The sequence below is a fragment of the bacterium genome (genome assembly GCA_020444065.1).
Classification (GTDB): Bacteria; Sumerlaeota; Sumerlaeia; order SLMS01; family JAHLLQ01; genus JAHLLQ01.
Genome location: JAHLLQ010000009.1, coordinates 22,593 through 42,471 on the forward strand (window position 1 = coordinate 22,593; position 19,879 = coordinate 42,471).

Consider the following 19,879-nt stretch of genomic DNA (forward strand, 5'->3'; position numbering starts at 1 on the left):
GAGAGATTCCATGCTTGAAAGAACATTGCTCTGCGGCGCGGCGATGCTGTTCGCCGGGGCGGTCGCCCTGGCGGATCAGCCAACCGCAATCGCCGCCGATCTGACCGGCGACATTTACGAGGACCTCGTCCTGATCGATCCGAGCGGTCCTTCGGTGCGCGGCGTCGCATTTACGTCCGGCGGGATGGATCCCTTCGACGATATCGACTTCCCGGTTCACGGACCGGGGGGGATCGGCGAGGTCTTCGGTGCGACGCCTCCACGATTCGCGGCCTATGATCGTGCGGAGAACGAGCTCTACGTCTATGAGGCGGACGGCAAGTTCGTCCTGATCGGTTCGGACGACGGATTCACCGGCGCAGGCGGCGCGCCCCACGCACCCGCAGGCGGTGCGTTTCCCGGCTTCGTGACGGTCACATCACCAGCGTTCAGCACGGCTCAGTCCTTCGATGCCACCGGCGGATCAATCACGGCGATGGACTACACGAATATCGGCTCGACCGGTTTCGTTCACCGTGATGCGACGATGGGAACCTACGGCAATGCACCAGATGGCGACCTCGTTTCGCTCTATCTGAATCAGTACACGGGCGCCGGTCATGTTGTTTTCTGGCAGCAGGGTAATCCCGCTACCGAGCCCTGGGTTTACGTTGCCGATCGCGGGGGTCTTGCGCCCGCAACGCGCATCACGAATCTGACAAATCGACCGGCGAACTTTGCGACCTTTGCGTGTTGGACGCCCGGTAGCGACGACTTTCAGATCGTCTCGCCGAATTCGTCCTACATCCTGACTATTCAAAACTATGCGGCGAAGCGCCCGATCGTCGATCTGCGCGCTCCGGATCTGGATAGCGACGGCGCGGCGGACGTGGCGATTCTTCTCGAAGGCGGGCTTGCGATTTCCACCTACTTGCGCAGTGGCGTGACGTTGACGCACGCTCAGAGCTCGGAAGTCGCTCTGAAGTTTCCCGCCCGCGAAATTGTTCCCGGCGATTTCGCCGGAGATGGCTACGATAGCCTGATCACGATCAGTGATGTTGTTCCGCCCACACGTGCACCGGCCTCCATTCTCGTCGGGCTCTTGCACACCGATGGCTCGGGCCTTTTCTCCACGACGCCGGACAAGGAGCTTGGACTGCCTGCGTTTGGAACCGGACCCGCCGATACGAGCGACCCCAACGTCGTCTTCTACGAGGGCACGATGGATGGGACCGAGCCGGAACCACGTGTTGCGGCTGCGCACAAGATCCCGGGCTTCACTACCAAGCACGGTGGTTACGATGGAGTTTCCGTGGACGTTGAGGCCGCCCAGACGGATCCCGATCTTGGATTCTTCGATGTGTATCCGACGGAAACCGTCAATCAGACGTTACCTGGGGCGGCGGGGGACTACACGGTCGGCCTGAACCGGATTGGCAAACGCCAGTCGGCGTTCTACTTTGGCGACGCGGGACTGTACGATGAGTTAGGCGTGATCATCGATCCGCCGGCCGGCACTTACGAGACGCCTTTCGAGGCGACCTTCCTCCCGGAAACCGGTCCGACGATCTTCTATGCGATCGATGGCGGCGATTGGGGACGTTGGAACGGCGAGACGATTCCGATTCTGAAGTCCACGACGGTCGAGTATGTTGGGACTTCCGGCGGTGTTGTCGGACCGACGAAGTTGGCCGAGTACGTTCTGAACGTACCGGGTTGTCTGGATAGCGACGGCGATGGAATCCCGGATCTGATCGAAGTTCAATTGGGCATGAATCCGTTCCTGCCGGCCGACGATGAGAACGCAAACGGCATCATGGATCTTGCGGAGTTCCTTCGCGGGGCCGACACGATTCTTCCGGAAGTACCGGCCCCGTTGCTGGCCGACGCGGATGGCGATGGTTGGGGCGACTACGATGAAGGTTTGCGAGGCACATTGCCCGGCAATTCTTCAGACTATCCCGTGGCTCCGAACCTGTTCACGCCGGAGGCCCTCGTGCAGGGGGCGATTCTCGATCTTTCTGCGCTGGGCGATCCACCGGCGGGTACTCCCGCCCCAGGCAAGCCTTACCCCTCAAGTTACAACGTGACTGCATTGACTCCGAGTGGCGCGCCGATCGGCGGCGAATCCGCCGGCGGGACGTCCTATGCGACGCGCGTGAGCGGCGAGCACTTCCACATTGTGCGGGCACGGGCCAACGACGCGAGCGGACGACTTCTGATGCGGGTCGAGCCGCCGACGTCTCTCTGCATCGATCCTGGCGATTTCTGTCGTTATGCCGACGATGCCGATGCATGGCGGACCGCCTATCGATCGGATTATGAAGCGGTTACCTTCAGCATTCTCAATGGCCACGACATTGAGCCCCAAAGCACGGTCGTCGCCTACCTGCTGAATCGCTATTACGAGGTGCAATCGCCGATGGTCGGCGAGGAGTTTGCGCCCGGAATCGACGGGGCCGGCCCGCCGCCGGAGCTGGTGGACGCACTGCGGACGACGCGCAACGAGGCCGAGCTGTTCGTGGATCTCGAGTTCGGCGTGACGGCGGAGATGGTGGAGCTTGTGGCCGACTATCACAAGTTTGCCACGTCGCCGTTGCCGCGCCCGACGCCGGTTGTGCTGGCGGACCTGTTCGCCGGCCGCTCGGTGGCTCCGGAAGAAGTTCCCGACGGCGTTCGTCTGGACAATATCCCCGTCGTAGCGGCGCAGGTCGCCCTCCTGATGGATGGGCTCGGCGATGGGACGACGGACTTGACCGGGACGATTCAATACGACGAGTTCGGCTTCTATCTGGAAACGACCGGCACCTACACGACGATTCGACTGTCCGGCCTGGCGGAAAGCTTCATCCCGGGCACGACGGTGACGCTGCGCGCGATCCTCGATGTCGACGATTGCGACCCGTCCGTTCCGACGGCGCGGGTAGTGGGTGTGCTCAATCGTGAGGTTCCGCCCGTGCCGCCGTCGCTCGACAGCGATCACGACGGCTTGCCGGACGAGTGGGAGTACTACTACTTCGGTAACCTGGACCAGGACGGGAACGACAACCCGGACGGCGACAATTCGGACAATGCGAAGGAGTACGCCGACGGGACGAATCCGACGGTTCGGGATGGGGATCTGGACGGCGACGGGGTGCTGGACATTTGCGAGAGCTTCTCGCCGCCGGTTGTTCCCGAGCCGGGGCAGACGAACGCCATGCTCGCGGATACGGACAGCGACGGCCTCGACGATCTGGACGAGAACGTGACGGGATGCCCAGGCTTCGAGGGAATCTACCCCACGGATCCGCGCGACTTTGACAGCGACGACGACTTCTATGGCGATGGCATCGAGGTCCTGATGCTCGGTTCGGACCCAATGGATCCCTCTTCGCCGGCGGAAGCGTTCTCCGACCTGGATGGGGATCGTTTGCCCGACTCGATCGATCCGGACCCGACCTCGCCGGATTCGGATGGCGATGGATTCTCGGATTACGCCGAGGAACTCGGCGGCAGCGATGCGCTCGATCCAGACAGTATTCCGTCACCGCCGCCGGGCGACGCGGATGGCAATGGCACGACGAACATGTCGGATGCCTTCTGGCTGGCCCGCTTGATCAGCGGCATGGAACCGCAGGATGTGAACGGAGACGGAATTGTCGACGAGAAGGATGCCGAGTTGATCTACCTCTGGTCGATCGGCGACGCGTCGGTTCCGTACCTGCCGTACTTCGACTGATTGAGATCGACTGCAAGATAGAGCAGCGGCCCCTCCCGTGACCGAGAGGGGCCGCCGTCGTTTCCTGGAGAACAACTCCGTCCCCCTTTTCCAACGAGAGCCTATGACTCACGCAGAATGCCTGGTCTGGCTTCTTTGCGCGTGGCGGCTCGGAAGGCGGTCGGAATAAGGGGCAGCGAGGGGCGCCCGAACATTTGTAAAATGGGGTTAGGAAGCGTGCTTTCCCCCTCCCCCTCTTGCTTGGACCGCAAAAAACAATTGTGGCGCCTGTGCCGCCACGGGCATCGTAGGCACATCCAAACCTGACTGGAAGAAGTTGCCTGTGGTTTGGCATCTCTTTTGTGGAGGTACGTCAATGGCTGCGAACAGCGACGACGCGCTGCAGAAACAGCTCGAACGAATCGATGCGAAGATAGATCAGATGGAGCAGGCCTCGGCCCGATCCAAGATCATTAGCCGTCTGATGACGGTGCTTATCGCACTGACAGCGATTATCATGGTTCTGCTTCTGGTGAAGCCGATTCTCCAGGGCACTCTGAGCAAGGAGGGCCGCGAGCCCTATCGCGCGGAGTTCGAGAGGACATTCAAAGAACAGATCCAGCCCATGGTCCAGGACGAAGCCAAGCAACTGGCAAAGGAAGTTCTGCCGGTTTACCAAGAGGCGGCAATGAAGGCTTCCGAGACCAAGCTGCCGAAGGCGATCAGCACATTCGAATCCGAGTGGCAGATCCTCTACGGCGATCTGCAGACGGATCTGCAGGACCGGATTCAGGTGGCTCAGGAAGATATCGTCGAGCACCAGCACAAACGTCTGCTTGAGGAATTTCCCGATCTGAAGGACGAGGCGAAGACCGAGGTCGTCCTTGGAAATCTGGCCGACGCCTCATCGCGCGTTTCCGATCGGATCATCACCGAACTCTTCACCTCGCACTATCGTGCAATCGATCGGTTGGAGCTCAACTTCAACAGCATCGAGGTTCCGGATCATATTCATTCCATGAACGATGACGAGCTGGGCAATCATGTAAAGGACCTTGTGGCTGAAATGGTCGCCCTGAAGCTGCACCCGGACACGCAGCGCGCTGAACTCCAGATGCAGATGGAGAATCAGTGAGGCCCAGGTGATTTCTCACCCTAACCTGCTCTCATCTCTCAATAACTGCCCACAAGGAGCGTAAAAAGATGGCAGACGCAAAAGCGAATGCAGATCGGATAGAAAAACGCCTCGATGAAACCATTTCAAAACTCGAGCGCGGACAAAGGATAAACACCATTCTCGGAATCGTCCTGATCGTTGTGATCATGGGCTACTTCGGATGGTTGATCAGCAAGGTGAACGACCTGACCACCCCGGAGAGTGTTTCCGAGCTTGTCATGGGGATGGCCCGTGAGCAGATCCCGGATGCCCGCAAGGGACTCTCCGAGCAGTTGACGGAGAACGCCGAAGGCTACATCAACGACGCCTTCGACGAAGTCCTGTCCTCTGCACCGGACCTGCGCCGCGAAGCTCACAAGTTCGCCCTGCAGCAGGCCGACAAGTACATGAAGCAAATCCGGACGGAACTGGAATCGATGATGGATCAAGCCATCGAGATGCACTCCGAGGAAATCTCGTTGCTGATTGCAGAGCTCCAGACCGTCGAAGGTACCCAAGAGTTTGAGGACACGCTGTATCAGATTCTGATGGCGCCGATTCAGGAAGAAAACGTCCACGTCGACATCCAGGCCTACGGTGTGGCTTTGGAAGAGCTGGCCAATAAGATGCAGCGCCTGGCCGAGGCGAAGGACTTGACCGAATCGGAGCGTATCGAGCGCGATATCCTGATCGCCCTCAAGGAGTTCAGCGATCGTAGCGGCTGATCCGGCACGGTTCTTTCTCTTTCAACTCGGGGCATCCCAAAGCGGATGCCCCGAGTTTCTTTTTACGGATTGCCGATGTCTTTTGACGACCCCATCGAGTTCCCCGCCGAGTATCTGGCATACTTCGATCGATTCAATGACCGCGACTTCTTCGAGGCCCACGAGGTCCTCGAAGATCTTTGGGTCGTGGAGGTTGGGGAACTGCGCGATTACTACAAGGGACTGATCATGATCGCGGCTGCGTTTCATCAATGGCGGCGCGGGCGGTGTCGTGGGGCGTACAAGCTGTTTCGGGATGGTCGTGCTTATCTGGCCACATATCCGGCGCTGTACCAGGGATTTGAGTTGAAGGGATTCCTTGCCGAAATGGATAAGGTCTTTCGGCCGCTCGTGAGCCGCCACGGCCAGGATTGCCCTGCTCCGTCGGACGAGCAGCTTCCGTGGCTTGCGCTTGTTCATACCGCGGAGTAGCGGCCCCTCGAGGCAATCTGATGCCCGCACGGCTTGAACTTTTGCGCGACAACCCGGTGCTTCGCCTCGAGCTGAAACGCTACGGACGGCGCGTTGCCACGGTACTGCTGCTTGTACTCTGCCTGTGGCTGCCTGTTGCGCTGCTGCGTAGGACGCTGATGATGTATCCTGCGCTGCTCGCCGGCGGGTGGGCGCGGGAAGCGCTGATCGAGCTCCTGAACTTCATCATTCGCCCGGACATGCTGCTCGGGTTCTTCCTCGTGCACCAGGCGCTTGCACATCGACGTTGGCGATCGATCCTGCCGGAACTGCGGACAACATTCATTCAACCCGGAACCATTATCGCGGGCAAGCTCTTCGCCCCCCTTGTATTGTTGTTTGCCCTGAATGTGATCAGCGCCCCGTATCGGTATGGCGACCTGGTCTTCGATCGTGGGCTCTGGTTCTATCCGAAGGGGTTTCCGATCGCGGCGGGGGGGATGGTCGCGGCATTTGCGCTCTTGGAGGATGTTCTCTTCTTGCTCGCACTGCTGCTGATTGCCGCGAACGCTTACATGTCGCGGCGCGACGAGTTGATGGCCACGATTCTGGCGCTGTTGCAGGTCTTCGGGCTGGGGGTTGTGATTACCGTGTGCGGGTTTGCCCCGGTGATGATTCCGTTCAATTGGTACCGGGTCGTGCGGTTCGATCTCGGGATCATGGACATGACGGCGCACACCGTGTTTTTCGCGCTCGTCATTCCGGTGGAGTGGTTGGTGATTCGATACTATATCCGGCGCATCGGCGAGCGGCTCGACCAGGATCTTGGGCCGGAAGAGGACGGCGGAGTTCTTTCGTGAGGTTGTTTCGATGTTGCACGCTGACAGCGTGCAGTGCCTCATTTGCCAAACCCGGGGCGGCGCTCGCGAAGAGCCGCGAGCTTGCCCTGGGCTATCTTTGTTGAATCCCTGTCAGGGATTCTCTTCATGTTCAAGATAGCTGCGGAACGACCTCGAATTATCCCGCCCATTCTACGACTTTGTTTACAGCCTTCTCGATGCCGGCGTAGATCTTCTGCAGGCGGTCCGGCAGCATGTAGGCCGGGGACGTCGCGACGCGATTGCGTTCGTCGAAGTGCGCTTCATCGACGGCGCAGTTGATGTGCCTGGCGCCCATTTTCTCGATGGCTTGCGCGGTTCCTTCATCGTTGCCGATCGTGACTTCGACGCCATTACCAATGACCCTTGCAGCCACTGCCGGGGCGATGCAGACGAAACCCAGCGGCTTGCGCGCTTCGTGTATTTCGCGCACGAGACGTTCAACTTCCGGATGGACGACGCAGTTGGGGCCTTCTGTCGCGAAGTTGCACAAGTTCTTCGCGGCGCCGAATCCGCCGGGGAAGAATAACCCGTCGAGTTCCGCGCCCTGCACATTGGCGCAGTCCTTCACGGCGCCGCGCGCGATGCGCGCTGATTCTACGAAGACGTTGCGTGCTTCATCCGCTGCCGGTTCGCCTTTTGAATGATCGATGACGTGCATCTGGTTGACGTTCGGAGCGATGTAAACGATCTCCGCGTTGGCGCGATCCAGCGCCAGAATTGTCAACACTGCCTCGTGGATTTCGCTGCCGTCGTAAACGCCGCAGCCGGAAAGCATCACGCCGATTTTCTTTGCCATGGTAAATCCTTTCGTCGTGGGAGTCAGGCCAGCGATTCGACCGTGCTGTCGATCACCAGTTCGATCTGTTTTTCTGTCATGGATGGACTGAGCGGAAGCGTGACCAGGCGCTTCTCCACGGATTCAAGAATGGGAAGATGCGGTTCGCGCGGCCAGATGCCCTGCACGTGTGTGAAGCGATGCAGTGGCTTGTAGTGCACGCTCGTCTGAATGCCGCGATCCGCCATGCGGCGCATGAACATGTTGCGATCGACTTCCTTTGGCAGCAGCGCCACCAGCAGATGATAGCTGGCGCCTTTGCCGCGCGCACCGGATGATGGGAATCGAATATCCGTTGTGCGGTCCAGGATCCCGGTCTTGATAAGTTCCGCCGTCTCGCGCCGTCGCCGTGTCGTGTCGTGCAGACGACGAAGTTGCTCGCGTCCGATCGCCCCGCGCATGTCGTCCATCCGGAAATTATGACCGGCCACGATGATGTCGTAATCGCTGGGGCCGTGGTGGAAGAAATCGTAGCTCGAGCGCGTCATGCCGTGATTGCGGATCAGGCGGAGACGCTCGGCGATCGCGCGATCGCTGGTCACGATCATGCCGCCTTCGCCGGTCGTGAGGTTTTCGCTCGCGAAGAATGAAAACACACCGGCGGCACCGTTCGTGCCAAGAAAGCGATCATTGTAATTCGCAAGAATTCCGTGTCCGGCGTCTTCCAGCACCGGCACGCGATAGCGTCGTCCCAGCTCCAGGATGGGCTGGATGTCGCATGGGAAGCCGCCGTAGGGCATCGTCACGATCAGGTGCACGTCCGGACTCATCTTCTCCTGCAGGTCCTTCACGGAGAGAGTCAGGTCGTCTTCGCTTGTGATGTCGATCAGCAGGGGAATCTGCCCGCGGCGGAGGGCCACATTCATCGACGCGACAAACGTCAGTCCCGACATGGCGACCTGGTTGCCCGGCGCGACGCCCAGCGCATCGTAGCACATCGCCAGCCCATCGGTCCCATTGGATGTCGCAATTGCGTGGGGGACGCCGAGCGTCTCCGCAAACTCGCGCTCGAATGCTTCAACCTCGGGGCCCATCGGCAGCCAGCCGCCGTCGAGCACGCGCATCAGGGCGCGCTTCTCTTCTTCGCCGATCGTCGGAGTTGTGAGCGGAACCTTCCAGGTCATCCAGCCAGTCCTCCTGCCCCATGGGTAGACTTGTGCAGCCCTCAACGGCTACTACGCGCTTACTCCGTCCGCAAGGCTTCGATGGGATCCAATTGGGCGGCCTTCAATGACGGATAAAGGCCAAACAAGAATCCAACCCCTGCAGCGACGCCGTTCGCAATCAAAACCGCCTGCAGCGGAATGATGGTTTCCCAATCCGCATATTGGCCGATCAGATTGGCGAGTCCGTACCCCAATCCGATGCCCAGGATGCCGCCCAGCAGGCTGATGATGAGCGATTCGATGATGAATTGCCCGAGAATATCGCGCCGCGTCGCGCCGAGGGCGCGTCGCACGCCAATCTCGCGCGTTCGCTGCGTCACGGTTGCCAGCATGATGTTCATGATGCCGATGCCGCCGACGAGAAGCGAAATCGCCGCGACGAACATCAGCACGTTCGAGAGAATCGACTCGGTTTCCTGCTGCTGGCGGATCAGTTCCTCCGGGACGACGATTTCAAAGTCGGTAATCTGGCTGTGGCGGCGTTCGAGAATATCGCCAACGACCTGGGATGTCTCGCGCAGTGTCGCCGCGTCCCGCACTTTCAGAACAATCTCGTCAAGTTTATCGGCCTGCGCTTCGCCTTGGCCCAGGCGACGGATCAGCGAGTTGATCGGCAGGTAGATACAACGATCCACGTTGCCGACATCGATGACCGTTTTGACGCCGCCCATGCTGCGCGGCTGCAGCACCCCGACAACCGTGTAGTACTGCCCCGAAATCAGCAGACGTTGTCCGAGTGGATCGACCAGAGGGAAGGCCTCGCGCCGCACCTCCTCGCCGATCACGCAAACCTGTTTACTTTCTTCTGTATCGATGGATGTCAGGAAGCGCCCCTCGGCGACTTCGTACCCCATGATACCGGGCAGGTCTTCGTTGGTGCCGAAGATCTCGGCCGGCAGGCTGCGGCCACTCGAGAAGGCCTCCAGTTCCGCCTTCTTCAGCGGCGCGATGTAGGTGACATTCTGCCCGAGAATCTCGCGGATCGAGGCGGCATCTCCGCGAGTCAGTCCATTTGGCGAGCGTCGCATTGCGGCCAGCGCCTCCGCGCCTTTCAGTTCGAGCGCACGCACGCGAATCGTATTCGTTCCCAACATGGCCAACTGGCGGTTCAGTTCTTCCGCGGCGCCGGCGCCGATAGCCGACGTTGCAATCACCGCCGCGATGCCGAAGATCACTCCCATCATCGTCAGCAGCGACCGCATCTTGTGCATGCGGATTTCCGTCAGACCGATTCGTACAGACTCACCAATGTGCATAATCCCGTGACTTTCTCCCTTTCAGGCTCCACTCGGTTCCGCCATCGTTCCCAAACTCAATCGCCCGGCCTCCACTTCCATTACGAAGAGATCGTCCCGCGCTTCATCTCTCCAGCGCAGCACATGGCGCCCCGCGGGTAAATCACCGATTACAAGCCACCCCGATCCCGGCGTATCGTTTTGCAGGCTCTCGTCGGGCGTCTGCGCCTCCAGGAACGGCGTGCAGAAGGGGAATGGCTTCACCGGGCCACGTACCGTGGCGGAGGGCAGTCGCTGTCCCCTTGGCGATCGGAGGGCCAGCGCGCCGAAGCCCGGCTCCGCGGGTTCCAGCCAGAGCTCCGGGTTCGAGGGCTTCGCCAGGTCCAGGCTTTCGCCGGTCCGACGCCATTCGACCTCGAAATGGAGGTGGCTGTTTGTCGCCCGACCGACGGCGCCGGCGTCGGCGATGTGCTTGCCAGCCTTCACCTCCATGCCTTCGCGAACGTACAATGCCCGTCCGTGGACGTAAACCGTCGTCATGATCCAGCCGGGGATGACCTCGCCGTGGTCGATGAAGACACGATTCCCATCCTCCGGGGCCGTTACCCGCACCACTTGCCCCGCGGCGCAGGCGACAATCGGTGTCCCCGGCGGCGCGTTGAACTCGACTCCGCGGTGGGGGCGGAATTCGCCCTCGCACGTCGTTGCGAAGAGGTATGTCTGGTCCAGGTAAGGCTGCTGGGTGCGGTCGATCGGCCGCCGCAGCGATAAGAATGGCCACGGCTCGGGCTTTTCGAGGCGAATCTCTTGTGGCTCTTCCCAGGACTTCTGCGGCTTGCGCTCAGCGTACTCGAAGAGGCCCGCGCTGGTGCCGATTAGTTGCACGTCATCCGGTCGCAGCAGCGCGTGGGCGTCGCTGGCGGGCTCCCAGGCGGCGTTCGAGATGAGTTCCGCCTTTGTCTTCTCGGTCAGCCCTGTGCCGATTTCGCTGAACCGGACGATGCCGTCCGGTGTCGCCACGGCCAGGCTCGAGGCCGGCCAACTGCTGAAGTGCCGGGCGGGAAGTGTCCCGGGGCCTTTCTCGAAGAAGTGCCACGAGCTGCCCGAATCGTTCGACCATCCGACGCCGCCGTCCGTTGCCAGCAACCACTGCCGGTGCAGGAGGCGAATGTCGCGCACGCGGCGGCGTTTTGGGTCCTCCGGCAGGCGCGGCATCAGTGGATGCCAGGTTTCGCCCTCGTCGTAGCTGACCGACCCGCCGGCCAGATGCCCGACGATCAGGATTGGTCCGCCGGTTCGCAGGGCCGTCGCGTAGACGTTTTCCAGGTGAGCGTCGCCGAATTGATCCTCCAGTTCGCCACCGGGATCGAAGCGCAGCAGCCCATCCGTCGTCGCCACCCAGATGGCGCGCTCGGTGGCGCTGATGGCGGAGACGTAGCGGTGCACGCGGTCGCCCTGGCTGATTGTCCGGATCTCCGGCTCGCGATCGTTGAGGCCTTCGAGCAGGGCGAGCGCGCCGCCCGCCGTGCCAATCCACAGTTTCTCGCCGCTGAATGCCAGTGCCGAGACATGCCGCCAGGGTAGGCCGGACTCCTTGGTCCACCGCCGCCACCGTCCGTTGGCGCCGGGATCGCGCACCAGCAGGCCCTGGCCCTGGGTACCGACCGCCAGCCGGCCTGCGGGGGACACGGCAAGCGCCCGAACCGCCGGGACGAGCGGCTCGCCCTCCGGCGTGCAGTTGAGACGGCGCCATTGGAAGGTTGCGTCAGCTTGCATCACAGCCCCCAGGCACTGCGAGCGGACGTGTCGGGAACAGCGGAGGTTGTGCGGATCAGTCGGGATGGGAGGCCGACCATGCTTGGCCTCCTTCGGTGGGGTAGATCGCCTCCACCTCGGCGTTGCCGCTGATTTTCCAGGACATCGCCTCGGAGAACGGTCTCGGATTGAAGTCCAGATCGTCGCGGGCCCGATCGATGCCGACGTTCTTGTCTTCCTGCATGCGGCGGATGACGTCGGGGGTAACGCCCAGCGGACGGAGGAAGTTCGGCATCACGGTGGCCGACCACATCGCGAGCTTCAGTGGAACATGCACGAGGCGAATTGCCCGACCCTGGGCCTCGGCGATCTGCCGGATGAAGTCGTTGTACTCGATCGCCTCCGGCCCGCCCAGGGTGTAATCGTGATGCGACGTGTCCGGGCGGCGCAGCGTTTCCACGAGCGCATCCACCAGGTCCTCCACGAACACGGGCTGGACGAGGTTGTTGCCTTTGCCGAAGACGGGGAACCACGTGTGGCGGCTGGTCCATTTGACCAGTCTCGTGATGTTGTCATCGCGACGGCCGCCGAAGATCATCGTGGGACGAATGATCGTCCACTCGCGGTCGCATTCGGTCAGCAGCGCCTCGGCTGCCATGACTTCGTTCACGTCGGGTGTCTTGAAGGTCGAGAAACGGCGCGTGGATGACATGCAGACCAGGCGTTCGACGCCGACGCGGTGACAGGCCTGGATGCAGACCTCGGCGTGGCGGATGTGCGAGCACGACACCATGGCGTCGCAACCTTCGAGCGCTTCCCAGATCTTCCAGCGGCGATTCGCGTCGCCCTCGACGATCTCGCAGCGTGCGGCGGCCAGTCCCTGGGCGATTGGCGACTTCGTGTCGCGGGTCATCGCGCGCACATGCACGCCGTGTCGAGCAAGGCGGCGCGCGACACGCTCGCCCGTGTGGCTCGAGGCGCCCAGCAGCAGGATTCGGCGGGGGAGCGGGACTACCAGCATTTGACGCGCTCCCGGATGATTCTCTCGTAAACGCTCCACTGCGCGCTCAGAACGGGCTCCAGCCCATAAATATCCAGCGCGCGCCGCCGGCCCGAGGCCCCCATCTTTGTTGCCGTGTCGGGATGGCGAAGCAGGTACTTCACGGCGTCGGCCAGTTCATCGGCCTTGCCGACATCGACCAGGAAACCGGAGGCGCCGTCCTGGATTTCCTCGCGGCAGCCGCGAATCCGCGTCGCCACAACCGGCAGGCCCATCATCATGGCCTCGATGATCGAGACGGGAAGGCCTTCGCGGTGCGAGGGCAATGTAAAGACCGTCGAGGCTGCCAGGAGATCGGGCACGTCGCTGCGCAGGCCAACCATGTGGACGTGGCCCTGCAGTTCCGGCACCTCGGCCAGTTTTTGGAGCTTGCGCTTAATTCGGTCGCGTTCGCTGGACAGCGTATCGCCGATGATCAGGAAATGCGCGTCGGGAAATTCTTCGCGAATGATCGGTGCGGCCTGCAGGAATTCGAAGAAGCCCTTCTCTGCGGTCATGCGACCGATGATCGTGATGACCGGCGCTTCCTCCGGGATGCCCAATTCCTTGCGGCGTTCCGGGCCTTTCCATTTCACGAGGTTGCGGTCGTACTTCGCCACATCGACGCCGTTGCGGATTGTGTAGATATGCGAGGGGGCATCGATCTTCAGGCGCTCAGCGGCCAAGGCGTCCTCGCCACTGACGCAGAACAGGTAATCGTGAAACTTCGCGGCGAGCTTCTCCAGCAGGATGTGGAAGAAGCGTTTTCTCTTCGGCATCCGATCGTGGAAGTAGAATCCGTGGGCCGTGTAGATGATCGTGTTCACGCCTGCCAGGCGCGCCACCGGGCGCGCGATGTACGAGGCGATCGGCGTATGCACGTGCACGATGTCGTACTTTTTCTTCTTTAGGAGGAAGAAGAGGCGGAAGGCGCTGAAGATGTGGCTGATGAGATTCCGGGAACGCGCGATCTTGAGCGGGATCATATTGAGGCCCCAGGACTTCAGCTCGTCCCAATGGGGACCCGGGGTACAGGCGACATCGACCTCGCATTTGTGCTGATTCTGCAGGTCCAGAGCTAGGGGCGCAAGAAACTGCCGCACCGTGAAGTCCACGGCGCACAGTTGCAGAATCCTGGGCGCCCTGGTTTCGCGCGCCTTCTTCTTCGCCTGTTTCGCTTCAGCCATCCCGAGCAATCCTTGCCGGACCCGTTGTCGACTCGATCAAATATGAAGAGCGGCGGCCAGCGGGTCAAGCGCGGGAAGCGTTGTCCGCCGGGACATTCTCCAAAGCCGCCGCGAGGCGGTCGTGTTAAACAAAACCCCGTCCGCTCCTGGAGAGGGAGAGCGGACGGGGGTTGGAATCGTACTCAGACTCGCCGTGGCGAGAAGACGTCTTACCAGCGGTAGTGGGCGAAGGCCTTGTTGGCTTCGGCCATGCGCAGGACGTCTTCCTTCTTCTTCACGGCGCCGCCGGTGTTGTTGAAGGCGTCCATGAGTTCGTTGGCGAGACGCTGAGCCATCGTCTTCTCGTTGCGGCCGCGGGCATTGGTGATGATCCAGCGGATCGCAAGGGCCTGGCGACGGTTCGGCTTCACCTCGACGGGCACCTGGTAGTTGGCACCGCCGACGCGCCGGCTCTTGACTTCGAGCACCGGCTTGACGTTTTCCATTGCCTGGTTGAAGACCTCGAGGGGCTCCTGGCCTTCCATCTTTTCGGCGATCTTGTCCATCGCGCCGTAGAAGATGTGCTCGGAGGTCAGCTTCTTGCCGTCCCACATGAGGCAGTTGATGAACTTCGCGACGAGCAGGCTGTTATAGCGAACGTCGGGGAATAGGCCGCGACCCGGCTGGATTGTCCGGCGACCCATCTTGCGCTGGCTTCTGCTCCGTCCGTCTTTTTTCTTACGTTTTGCCACAGTGCACCTCTAAAGAAATCGTCAGAATCTGGTCGTGCTATTACTTCGGCCGCTTGGTTCCGTACTTGGAACGGCTCTTCTTGCGGTTGGGAACGCCCTGCGTGTCGCCCTTCTTGGCGCCACGAACGATGTGATAGCGCACACCCGGGAGGTCCTTCACACGGCCGCCGCGGATCAGCACAATCGAGTGCTCCTGCAGGTTGTGGCCTTCGCCGGGGATGTAGGCGGTCACTTCGTAGCCATTCGTCAGACGCACACGGGCGATCTTACGAAGGGCGGAGTTGGGCTTCTTGGGTGTCGCTGTCGAAACACGCGTACACACGCCACGACGTTGCGGACAGCCCTGCAGCGCAGGCACTTTGTTCTTCTTCTTCGAGACCTTGCGACCGCGTCGAATCAACTGATTAATCGTCGGCATAAACCTTCTTCACTCTCCATAATCTTACCGTCGGCAGGGCGCACGGCTCCTCCGCAACGGGCCCGCTATAAAGGCCAGAGGGTGCCGCGCGGTCAAGCGCTAATTGCGGCACCCGCGATTTCTAGTCTCCCAGCACCGTCCACTGCCAGGGTCCCAGGGTTACCTTGTTGCCCGGAAGCAGCTCGTGCTCGAGCTCGACAGTCGTTTCTTCGCCCTTCAGGTTGGCAATCACAAGCACATTGCCGCTCGAATGAGTTCGAGTAAAGGCCAGGGCCTTGTCCGCCGGCTCCGGGTTCAAAAGCTGGAAGTCGCCATATTTCAATGCTTCATGCTGCTCGCGCAGGGCCAGAATGGAGGTCCAGAAGGCCCGCATTCCGTGCGGATCGCTGGTGAAGTCCACGACCTTGCGGTCAAAGAAGCCATCGTTGCGCAGATCTGTACAGCCCACCTCGGTGCCTGTGTAGAGCAGTGGCATGCCGGGTATGGTCACGCTCAGTACAGCCCCCAGCTTGGCCTGGTCCGGGCCGCCATAGACGTTCAGAGCGCGCTCGCGGTCGTGATTTTCCACGAAATTCATATGCACCGAGTACCGCGGATAGCCGTATTGCTGGGAAAGGATGGCGGAACGGAGCTGCTTGGCGGACAGCTCGCCATTGATGACATCGTGGCCAACATCCAGCAGCGGCCAATTGTATGTCAGGTCGAACGCCTTGACGTGCAGGTCGGCCGCTTCGCTTTCTGCCAGCATAACGATTTCTCCCGGCTTAATCCGGTCGAGCCGGGCGCGGGCCATCTCCCAGAACGGCGTCGGCATCAGCGACGCCACGTCGCAGCGATAGCCATCGATGTCCAGGTCCCGCACCCAATACTCCATCATCTCGGCGCAGTACTCCCAGACTTCGTGGTTATCCCAGTCGAGATCGACGATATCGTACCAGTCGGGATTGCTGGCCGTCATCTTCCCTTCCTCGTTGCGGATGAACCAGTCGGGGTGCTCGCGGGTCAGGACGCTGTCTGGCGACGTGTGGTTCAGAACCAGGTCGATGATGACCTTCATGCCGTGGGCGTGGGCCTCGTCGACCAGGCGCTGGAAGTCTTCCTTGGTGCCGAAGTCGGGGTTCACGGCATAGTAGTCGGAGATTGCGTAGGGGCTGCCGAGCGTGCCTTTGCGTTCCTGCTCGCCGATCGGGTGGATCGGGAGCAGCCACAGGATGTTGACGCCCATGGCTTCGAGCTCGGGGAGGCGCTCGCGCAGGCCCTCGAAGTCGCCGGATTCGGAGAAATTGCGAATGTAAACGGAATACATCACGAGGTCGCCCAGGTCGGCCAGCGTCGACCGCGCCGGGATCTCGCTCCATTCCGTCAGGTACAAATCCATCTCGTCGACGACGCTGACCACTTCGACGGGCTTCAGAATGCCGCCGGGTCCGCCTACGTCATTAACGCGCACCGCCAGGTTCAGCGTGGTCGGCTCGCCCTTCTTCAGGTACGGCCCCAGATCGAGCCAGAACGGTGTGTTCCACGAATGGTGCGAGGTCGCCAGTTCGCCATCGATGTAAACCCAGGCCTCGTCGTCGACCTGGCCGAAGCGCAGCACCGTCTTGGCTTCAGCGTCTTCGGGGGCTTCGACCATGATCGTGCGGCGATACCAGCCGACGCCGTCGTACTCTTCATCCCATTCGGCGGGGACTGCCATGTCGTTCCACTCTGCGTCGTCGTGATCGGGCGCAAACCAGCCCTCATCCACGCCGATATCTTCCGTGTCGTATTTGAACTTCCATTCGCCTTCGATCTTCGCCGACTGACCACGGACGGGAGAGAGAACCGACATCATCACCACCACCACAAACAAAGGAATCCAGGCCGCCCCAGGGCAGCCGAACCGACCGGACTTGGGAGTGCTCATCAAAAAAAACCTCCGGGTTTCTCGGGGGAAGAAGAGTCGTTGACTGATCCCCTACCTAAGTGCCGGCCCGGGGCGAGTCAATGCGATGCGTACGGGATGACGAATAAATGACGGAACGGTTTCATTCGGCCTCGAAATGCTCCTTGAGGCGCTTCGCGATTCGGGCGAGTTCTGCTTCAGACAAGACATCACCGGGCTTCGCGCCGAGATCCATGTCGAGCTTCTCCCCAAGGGCGGCGGCCAACTCCGTACGGAGGGAAGGGCTTTCGGTTCGTTGAAAGACGATCCACAGAGAATCCGGCTTCTCCTCCACGAGCTCCCGAAAGGCTTGTCGATATTGATCTCGCTCCTGCTCGGTGTCGGCCTCTTCCCAGCCATCGTTAATCATTGTCGTGAGCTCTGTCAGGAGTTCGTCGACTTGTCCGTGAACGACTTCCATCTGCTGTCGCAGTTGTTCGAGTTGCCCCGAAGTCATGAGCACTCCGGATTCCTCAAGTCGCTTGACTGCTTCCTCAGTTTGTTTGTTGCTCGAACTCTGGAGCCACAGGGGTACCAAGATCAGAAAAAGGGTCGGCAGAACCATCAGCAAGAACTTCCAGAATGGAGGGCGCTTTCCCTCATCTTCCGCTTTCTGCACCATCTGCAAGATGTTGCCGAGGTAGACCATTATGAAGATGATGGCGCCCAATGTGAACGCGATTGCGCCTATCATGAGCACGATGAACCAGAGATCCATGTCAGCCGCTTGCCCCCCCATACAGTTTGTGTATCCGAATGTAATCCAGCACCGGCGCGGCGATCAGTTCTGCGGCGTCCTCGCGGCCGGCGGCGAGGCGTTCGCGCACTTCGGTCGATGAGACCATCGGGAGGGCGCCCGGGCGCAGTCCGCGGGCCGGGTCGCCGGAGTCGGTGACGATGCGGGGGATCTCCAGCGGGGGAGCGAGCTCGACTACCGCCTCGCCTTCGCGCCACTTGGGCAAGTCGTCGATGATGTCCGTTCCGACAAGCAGGCGGCAGGAGTCGTCGGGGTGGCGGTCGCGCAGAATCCGGATCGTATCCACCATGAAGGACTTGCCTTCGCGTTCGCCCTCGAGCGGATCGACGGTCGCCAGTCCATCCGCCAGCGGCTCGATGGCGATTCGGCACATGGCCACGCGATGGGCGAAGGATGCGCCGGGTTCTTTCCCGAAAGCATGGCGCGCCGCCGGAATGACCAGCACGCGATCGACCTCGCCGGTTTGCAGAGCCCAGACGATAGCCATCGTGTGCGCCCGATGGGGCGGGTCGAACGTGCCGCCGAAGATTCCGATTCGCATGTCCAGGCTCCTTGGGGAAATGTTGCGAACTGTTGTCGTTTGGATGCAACCGGAACAGGGCGTGTTCCGCGTGGAAGCGCCCGCAGCCCTTATCTCTTGCGTTGAGCGACGGTTCGATTCAGGCTCCAGCACAGTCGTATCGATCCGCCATCCGGGCAAAGAGGGGTGCCGATGACATCGGACCGTGAGCCACTCCGTTGGCAATTTGAAGAGCTGATGATTCTGAAAGAGCAAGGCCAGGATCAGGAGGCTGCGGAGCTTTTTCAGAAGTTCCTGCAGCTCGGGCCGGAGCTCTTCGATCCCCTCGCCAGTTTCCTGATCAAGCAACCCAATCATCCGCGCATTGCCGTCCTGATCGAGCTCCTCGGAAAACTCGGCGATAACCGCGCTCAGCCGATCTTGATTCGCTTTCTGGATATCGAAGTGAAAGAGTTGCGTCTGAACGCCGCGATCGGCCTCGGGTGGATGCGAGCGCGCGCAGCGCTGGAGAAACTCGATGTCATCGAGGGGTTCGATCCCGACCAGGACGTTCGGCGCGAAGCGCAAATCGCCGTCGAGGAAATCCTGCGCGACTTCCCGACGTTGCGCGGCCAGTTGAAGCACCACAGCCGCGTGAGTTTGCCGCGCAAGGCGATTCATATCGACGATGAAACGGCGATCGCGCTGACGCGCACGCCGGAGGGCGAAGAGCGCCGCCGACTGGTGGGAATGCTGCCGCGGTTGTTGGCGATGAGACACCGCGCCGTGCCGCTCGGAATTGGGCCGGGCGGAGTCGTATCAGTCGCGGTGCGGTCGGATTTACCGGAGGATCCCTCCGAGCTGTTGACGAAGTTGATCGGCCACGAGGTGGAACTGCACGGCTGGCCGCTGCCACGCATCTACGAGCGCATCCTGACGTTCTATGCGTGGGGCGACGACGACTGGGTGCAGTGCTCCGAGACGCTGACCGAAGCCTCGCGTCATGAAATTTGCCACGTCATTCTGGACAACATCGTTCCGGATGAGCCGCACCCGCCGCTGGAGGATTGCAGCGACTGCATCGAGGCGATCCAGTCGTTCCTTTCCATTGCCGCGCAGTGCAATTACAAGGCGGCCTACGTCGCGCAGGGCCCGGCGGACGACGAGTTCGAAGTCGTGATGCTGGATGCCGATGGAAATCGCACGGATCTCGGCGCACCGCCGGAGGAACTGCGCGAACGCTTCATGAAAGGCATTCGCATTCTGGCGAATCTGAACATCCCCGGCGCTCACCATGGAAGTCGCGGTGCAATCCACTGCGTGAATCCGCGCGAAGACGAGCGCTTCGGCGTTGTCGTGACCGGCAAGCGCGAAGGCGCGCGCGAGATCCTGGCGTTCGAGTTCGTTCAGCCGGAGAATAACTGAGAGAAAGCTGCGAATGG

General features: G+C 61.1%; 17 protein-coding genes. 6 read left to right on the top strand and 11 right to left on the bottom strand.

Annotation, left to right across the window (positions count from 1 at the left end; all coding sequences use genetic code 11):
• Positions 1-10 precede the first annotated feature (10 nt).
• The 5 genes from KQI84_17510 to KQI84_17530 all read left to right on the top strand — a co-directional run bounded on the left by KQI84_17510 (position 11) and on the right by KQI84_17530 (position 6,870).
• Positions 11-3,700, top strand: coding sequence for a hypothetical protein (locus KQI84_17510; protein MCB2156677.1), 3,690 nt, complete (start codon positions 11-13; stop codon positions 3,698-3,700).
• A gap of 355 nt (positions 3,701-4,055) precedes the next feature.
• Positions 4,056-4,814 (top strand): hypothetical protein, encoded by a 759-nt coding sequence (locus KQI84_17515; protein MCB2156678.1) that lies wholly within the window; start codon positions 4,056-4,058, stop codon positions 4,812-4,814.
• Positions 4,815-4,882: 68 nt separating this feature from the next.
• Positions 4,883-5,560 (top strand): hypothetical protein, encoded by a 678-nt coding sequence (locus KQI84_17520; GenBank protein MCB2156679.1) that lies wholly within the window; start codon positions 4,883-4,885, stop codon positions 5,558-5,560.
• A gap of 75 nt (positions 5,561-5,635) precedes the next feature.
• Positions 5,636-6,031 (top strand): DUF309 domain-containing protein, encoded by a 396-nt coding sequence (locus KQI84_17525; protein MCB2156680.1) that lies wholly within the window; start codon positions 5,636-5,638, stop codon positions 6,029-6,031.
• 20 nt (positions 6,032-6,051) lie between these two features.
• Positions 6,052-6,870, top strand: coding sequence for a hypothetical protein (locus KQI84_17530; GenBank protein MCB2156681.1), 819 nt, complete (start codon positions 6,052-6,054; stop codon positions 6,868-6,870).
• A 157-nt stretch (positions 6,871-7,027) separates the two neighbouring features.
• On the opposite strand, the gene elbB is transcribed toward KQI84_17530, so the two are convergent.
• From elbB to KQI84_17585, 11 genes are all read right to left on the bottom strand, one after another.
• Positions 7,028-7,687, bottom strand: a complete 660-nt coding sequence (gene elbB, locus KQI84_17535) for an isoprenoid biosynthesis glyoxalase ElbB (GenBank protein MCB2156682.1) — start codon at positions 7,685-7,687, stop codon at positions 7,028-7,030.
• A gap of 23 nt (positions 7,688-7,710) precedes the next feature.
• Complete coding sequence (locus KQI84_17540; protein MCB2156683.1) at positions 7,711-8,850, bottom strand: DegT/DnrJ/EryC1/StrS family aminotransferase; 1,140 nt, start codon at positions 8,848-8,850, stop codon at positions 7,711-7,713.
• Between the two features lie 59 nt (positions 8,851-8,909).
• On the bottom strand, positions 8,910-10,103 hold the full coding sequence (locus KQI84_17545) for an ABC transporter permease (protein MCB2156684.1): 1,194 nt from the start codon (positions 10,101-10,103) through the stop codon (positions 8,910-8,912).
• A gap of 66 nt (positions 10,104-10,169) precedes the next feature.
• Complete coding sequence (locus tag KQI84_17550) at positions 10,170-11,903, bottom strand: M23 family metallopeptidase (GenBank protein MCB2156685.1); 1,734 nt, start codon at positions 11,901-11,903, stop codon at positions 10,170-10,172.
• A 55-nt stretch (positions 11,904-11,958) separates the two neighbouring features.
• Positions 11,959-12,903 (bottom strand): NAD(P)H-binding protein, encoded by a 945-nt coding sequence (locus tag KQI84_17555; GenBank protein ID MCB2156686.1) that lies wholly within the window; start codon positions 12,901-12,903, stop codon positions 11,959-11,961.
• Positions 12,894-14,108: a glycosyltransferase family 4 protein gene (locus KQI84_17560; GenBank protein MCB2156687.1), complete on the bottom strand. Its 1,215-nt coding sequence runs from the start codon at positions 14,106-14,108 to the stop codon at positions 12,894-12,896. Before KQI84_17560 ends, KQI84_17555 begins: the two co-directional genes overlap by 10 nt.
• Positions 14,109-14,317: 209 nt before the next feature.
• Positions 14,318-14,791 carry a 30S ribosomal protein S7 gene (gene rpsG, locus KQI84_17565; protein MCB2156688.1) on the bottom strand — a complete coding sequence of 158 codons (474 nt, stop codon included), beginning with the start codon at positions 14,789-14,791 and terminating at the stop codon, positions 14,318-14,320.
• A gap of 88 nt (positions 14,792-14,879) precedes the next feature.
• Complete coding sequence (gene rpsL / locus KQI84_17570; GenBank protein MCB2156689.1) at positions 14,880-15,257, bottom strand: 30S ribosomal protein S12; 378 nt, start codon at positions 15,255-15,257, stop codon at positions 14,880-14,882.
• A 121-nt stretch (positions 15,258-15,378) separates the two neighbouring features.
• A complete protein-coding gene (locus tag KQI84_17575) occupies positions 15,379-17,163 on the bottom strand; it encodes an alpha-glucosidase C-terminal domain-containing protein (protein MCB2156690.1) in 1,785 nt (594 codons plus the stop codon).
• 121 nt (positions 17,164-17,284) lie between these two features.
• The gene (locus KQI84_17580; protein ID MCB2156691.1) at positions 17,285-17,899 is read right to left on the bottom strand and encodes a hypothetical protein; all 615 of its coding nucleotides are present in this window, start codon (positions 17,897-17,899) and stop codon (positions 17,285-17,287) included.
• 1 nt (position 17,900) lies between these two features.
• Complete coding sequence (locus KQI84_17585; protein MCB2156692.1) at positions 17,901-18,479, bottom strand: nicotinate-nicotinamide nucleotide adenylyltransferase; 579 nt, start codon at positions 18,477-18,479, stop codon at positions 17,901-17,903.
• Between the two features lie 171 nt (positions 18,480-18,650).
• On the opposite strand from KQI84_17585, the gene KQI84_17590 reads away from it, so the two are divergent.
• Entirely contained in the window at positions 18,651-19,862 is a 1,212-nt protein-coding gene (locus KQI84_17590) for a HEAT repeat domain-containing protein (protein MCB2156693.1), read from the top strand.
• The last annotated feature ends 17 nt before the right edge of the window (positions 19,863-19,879 follow it).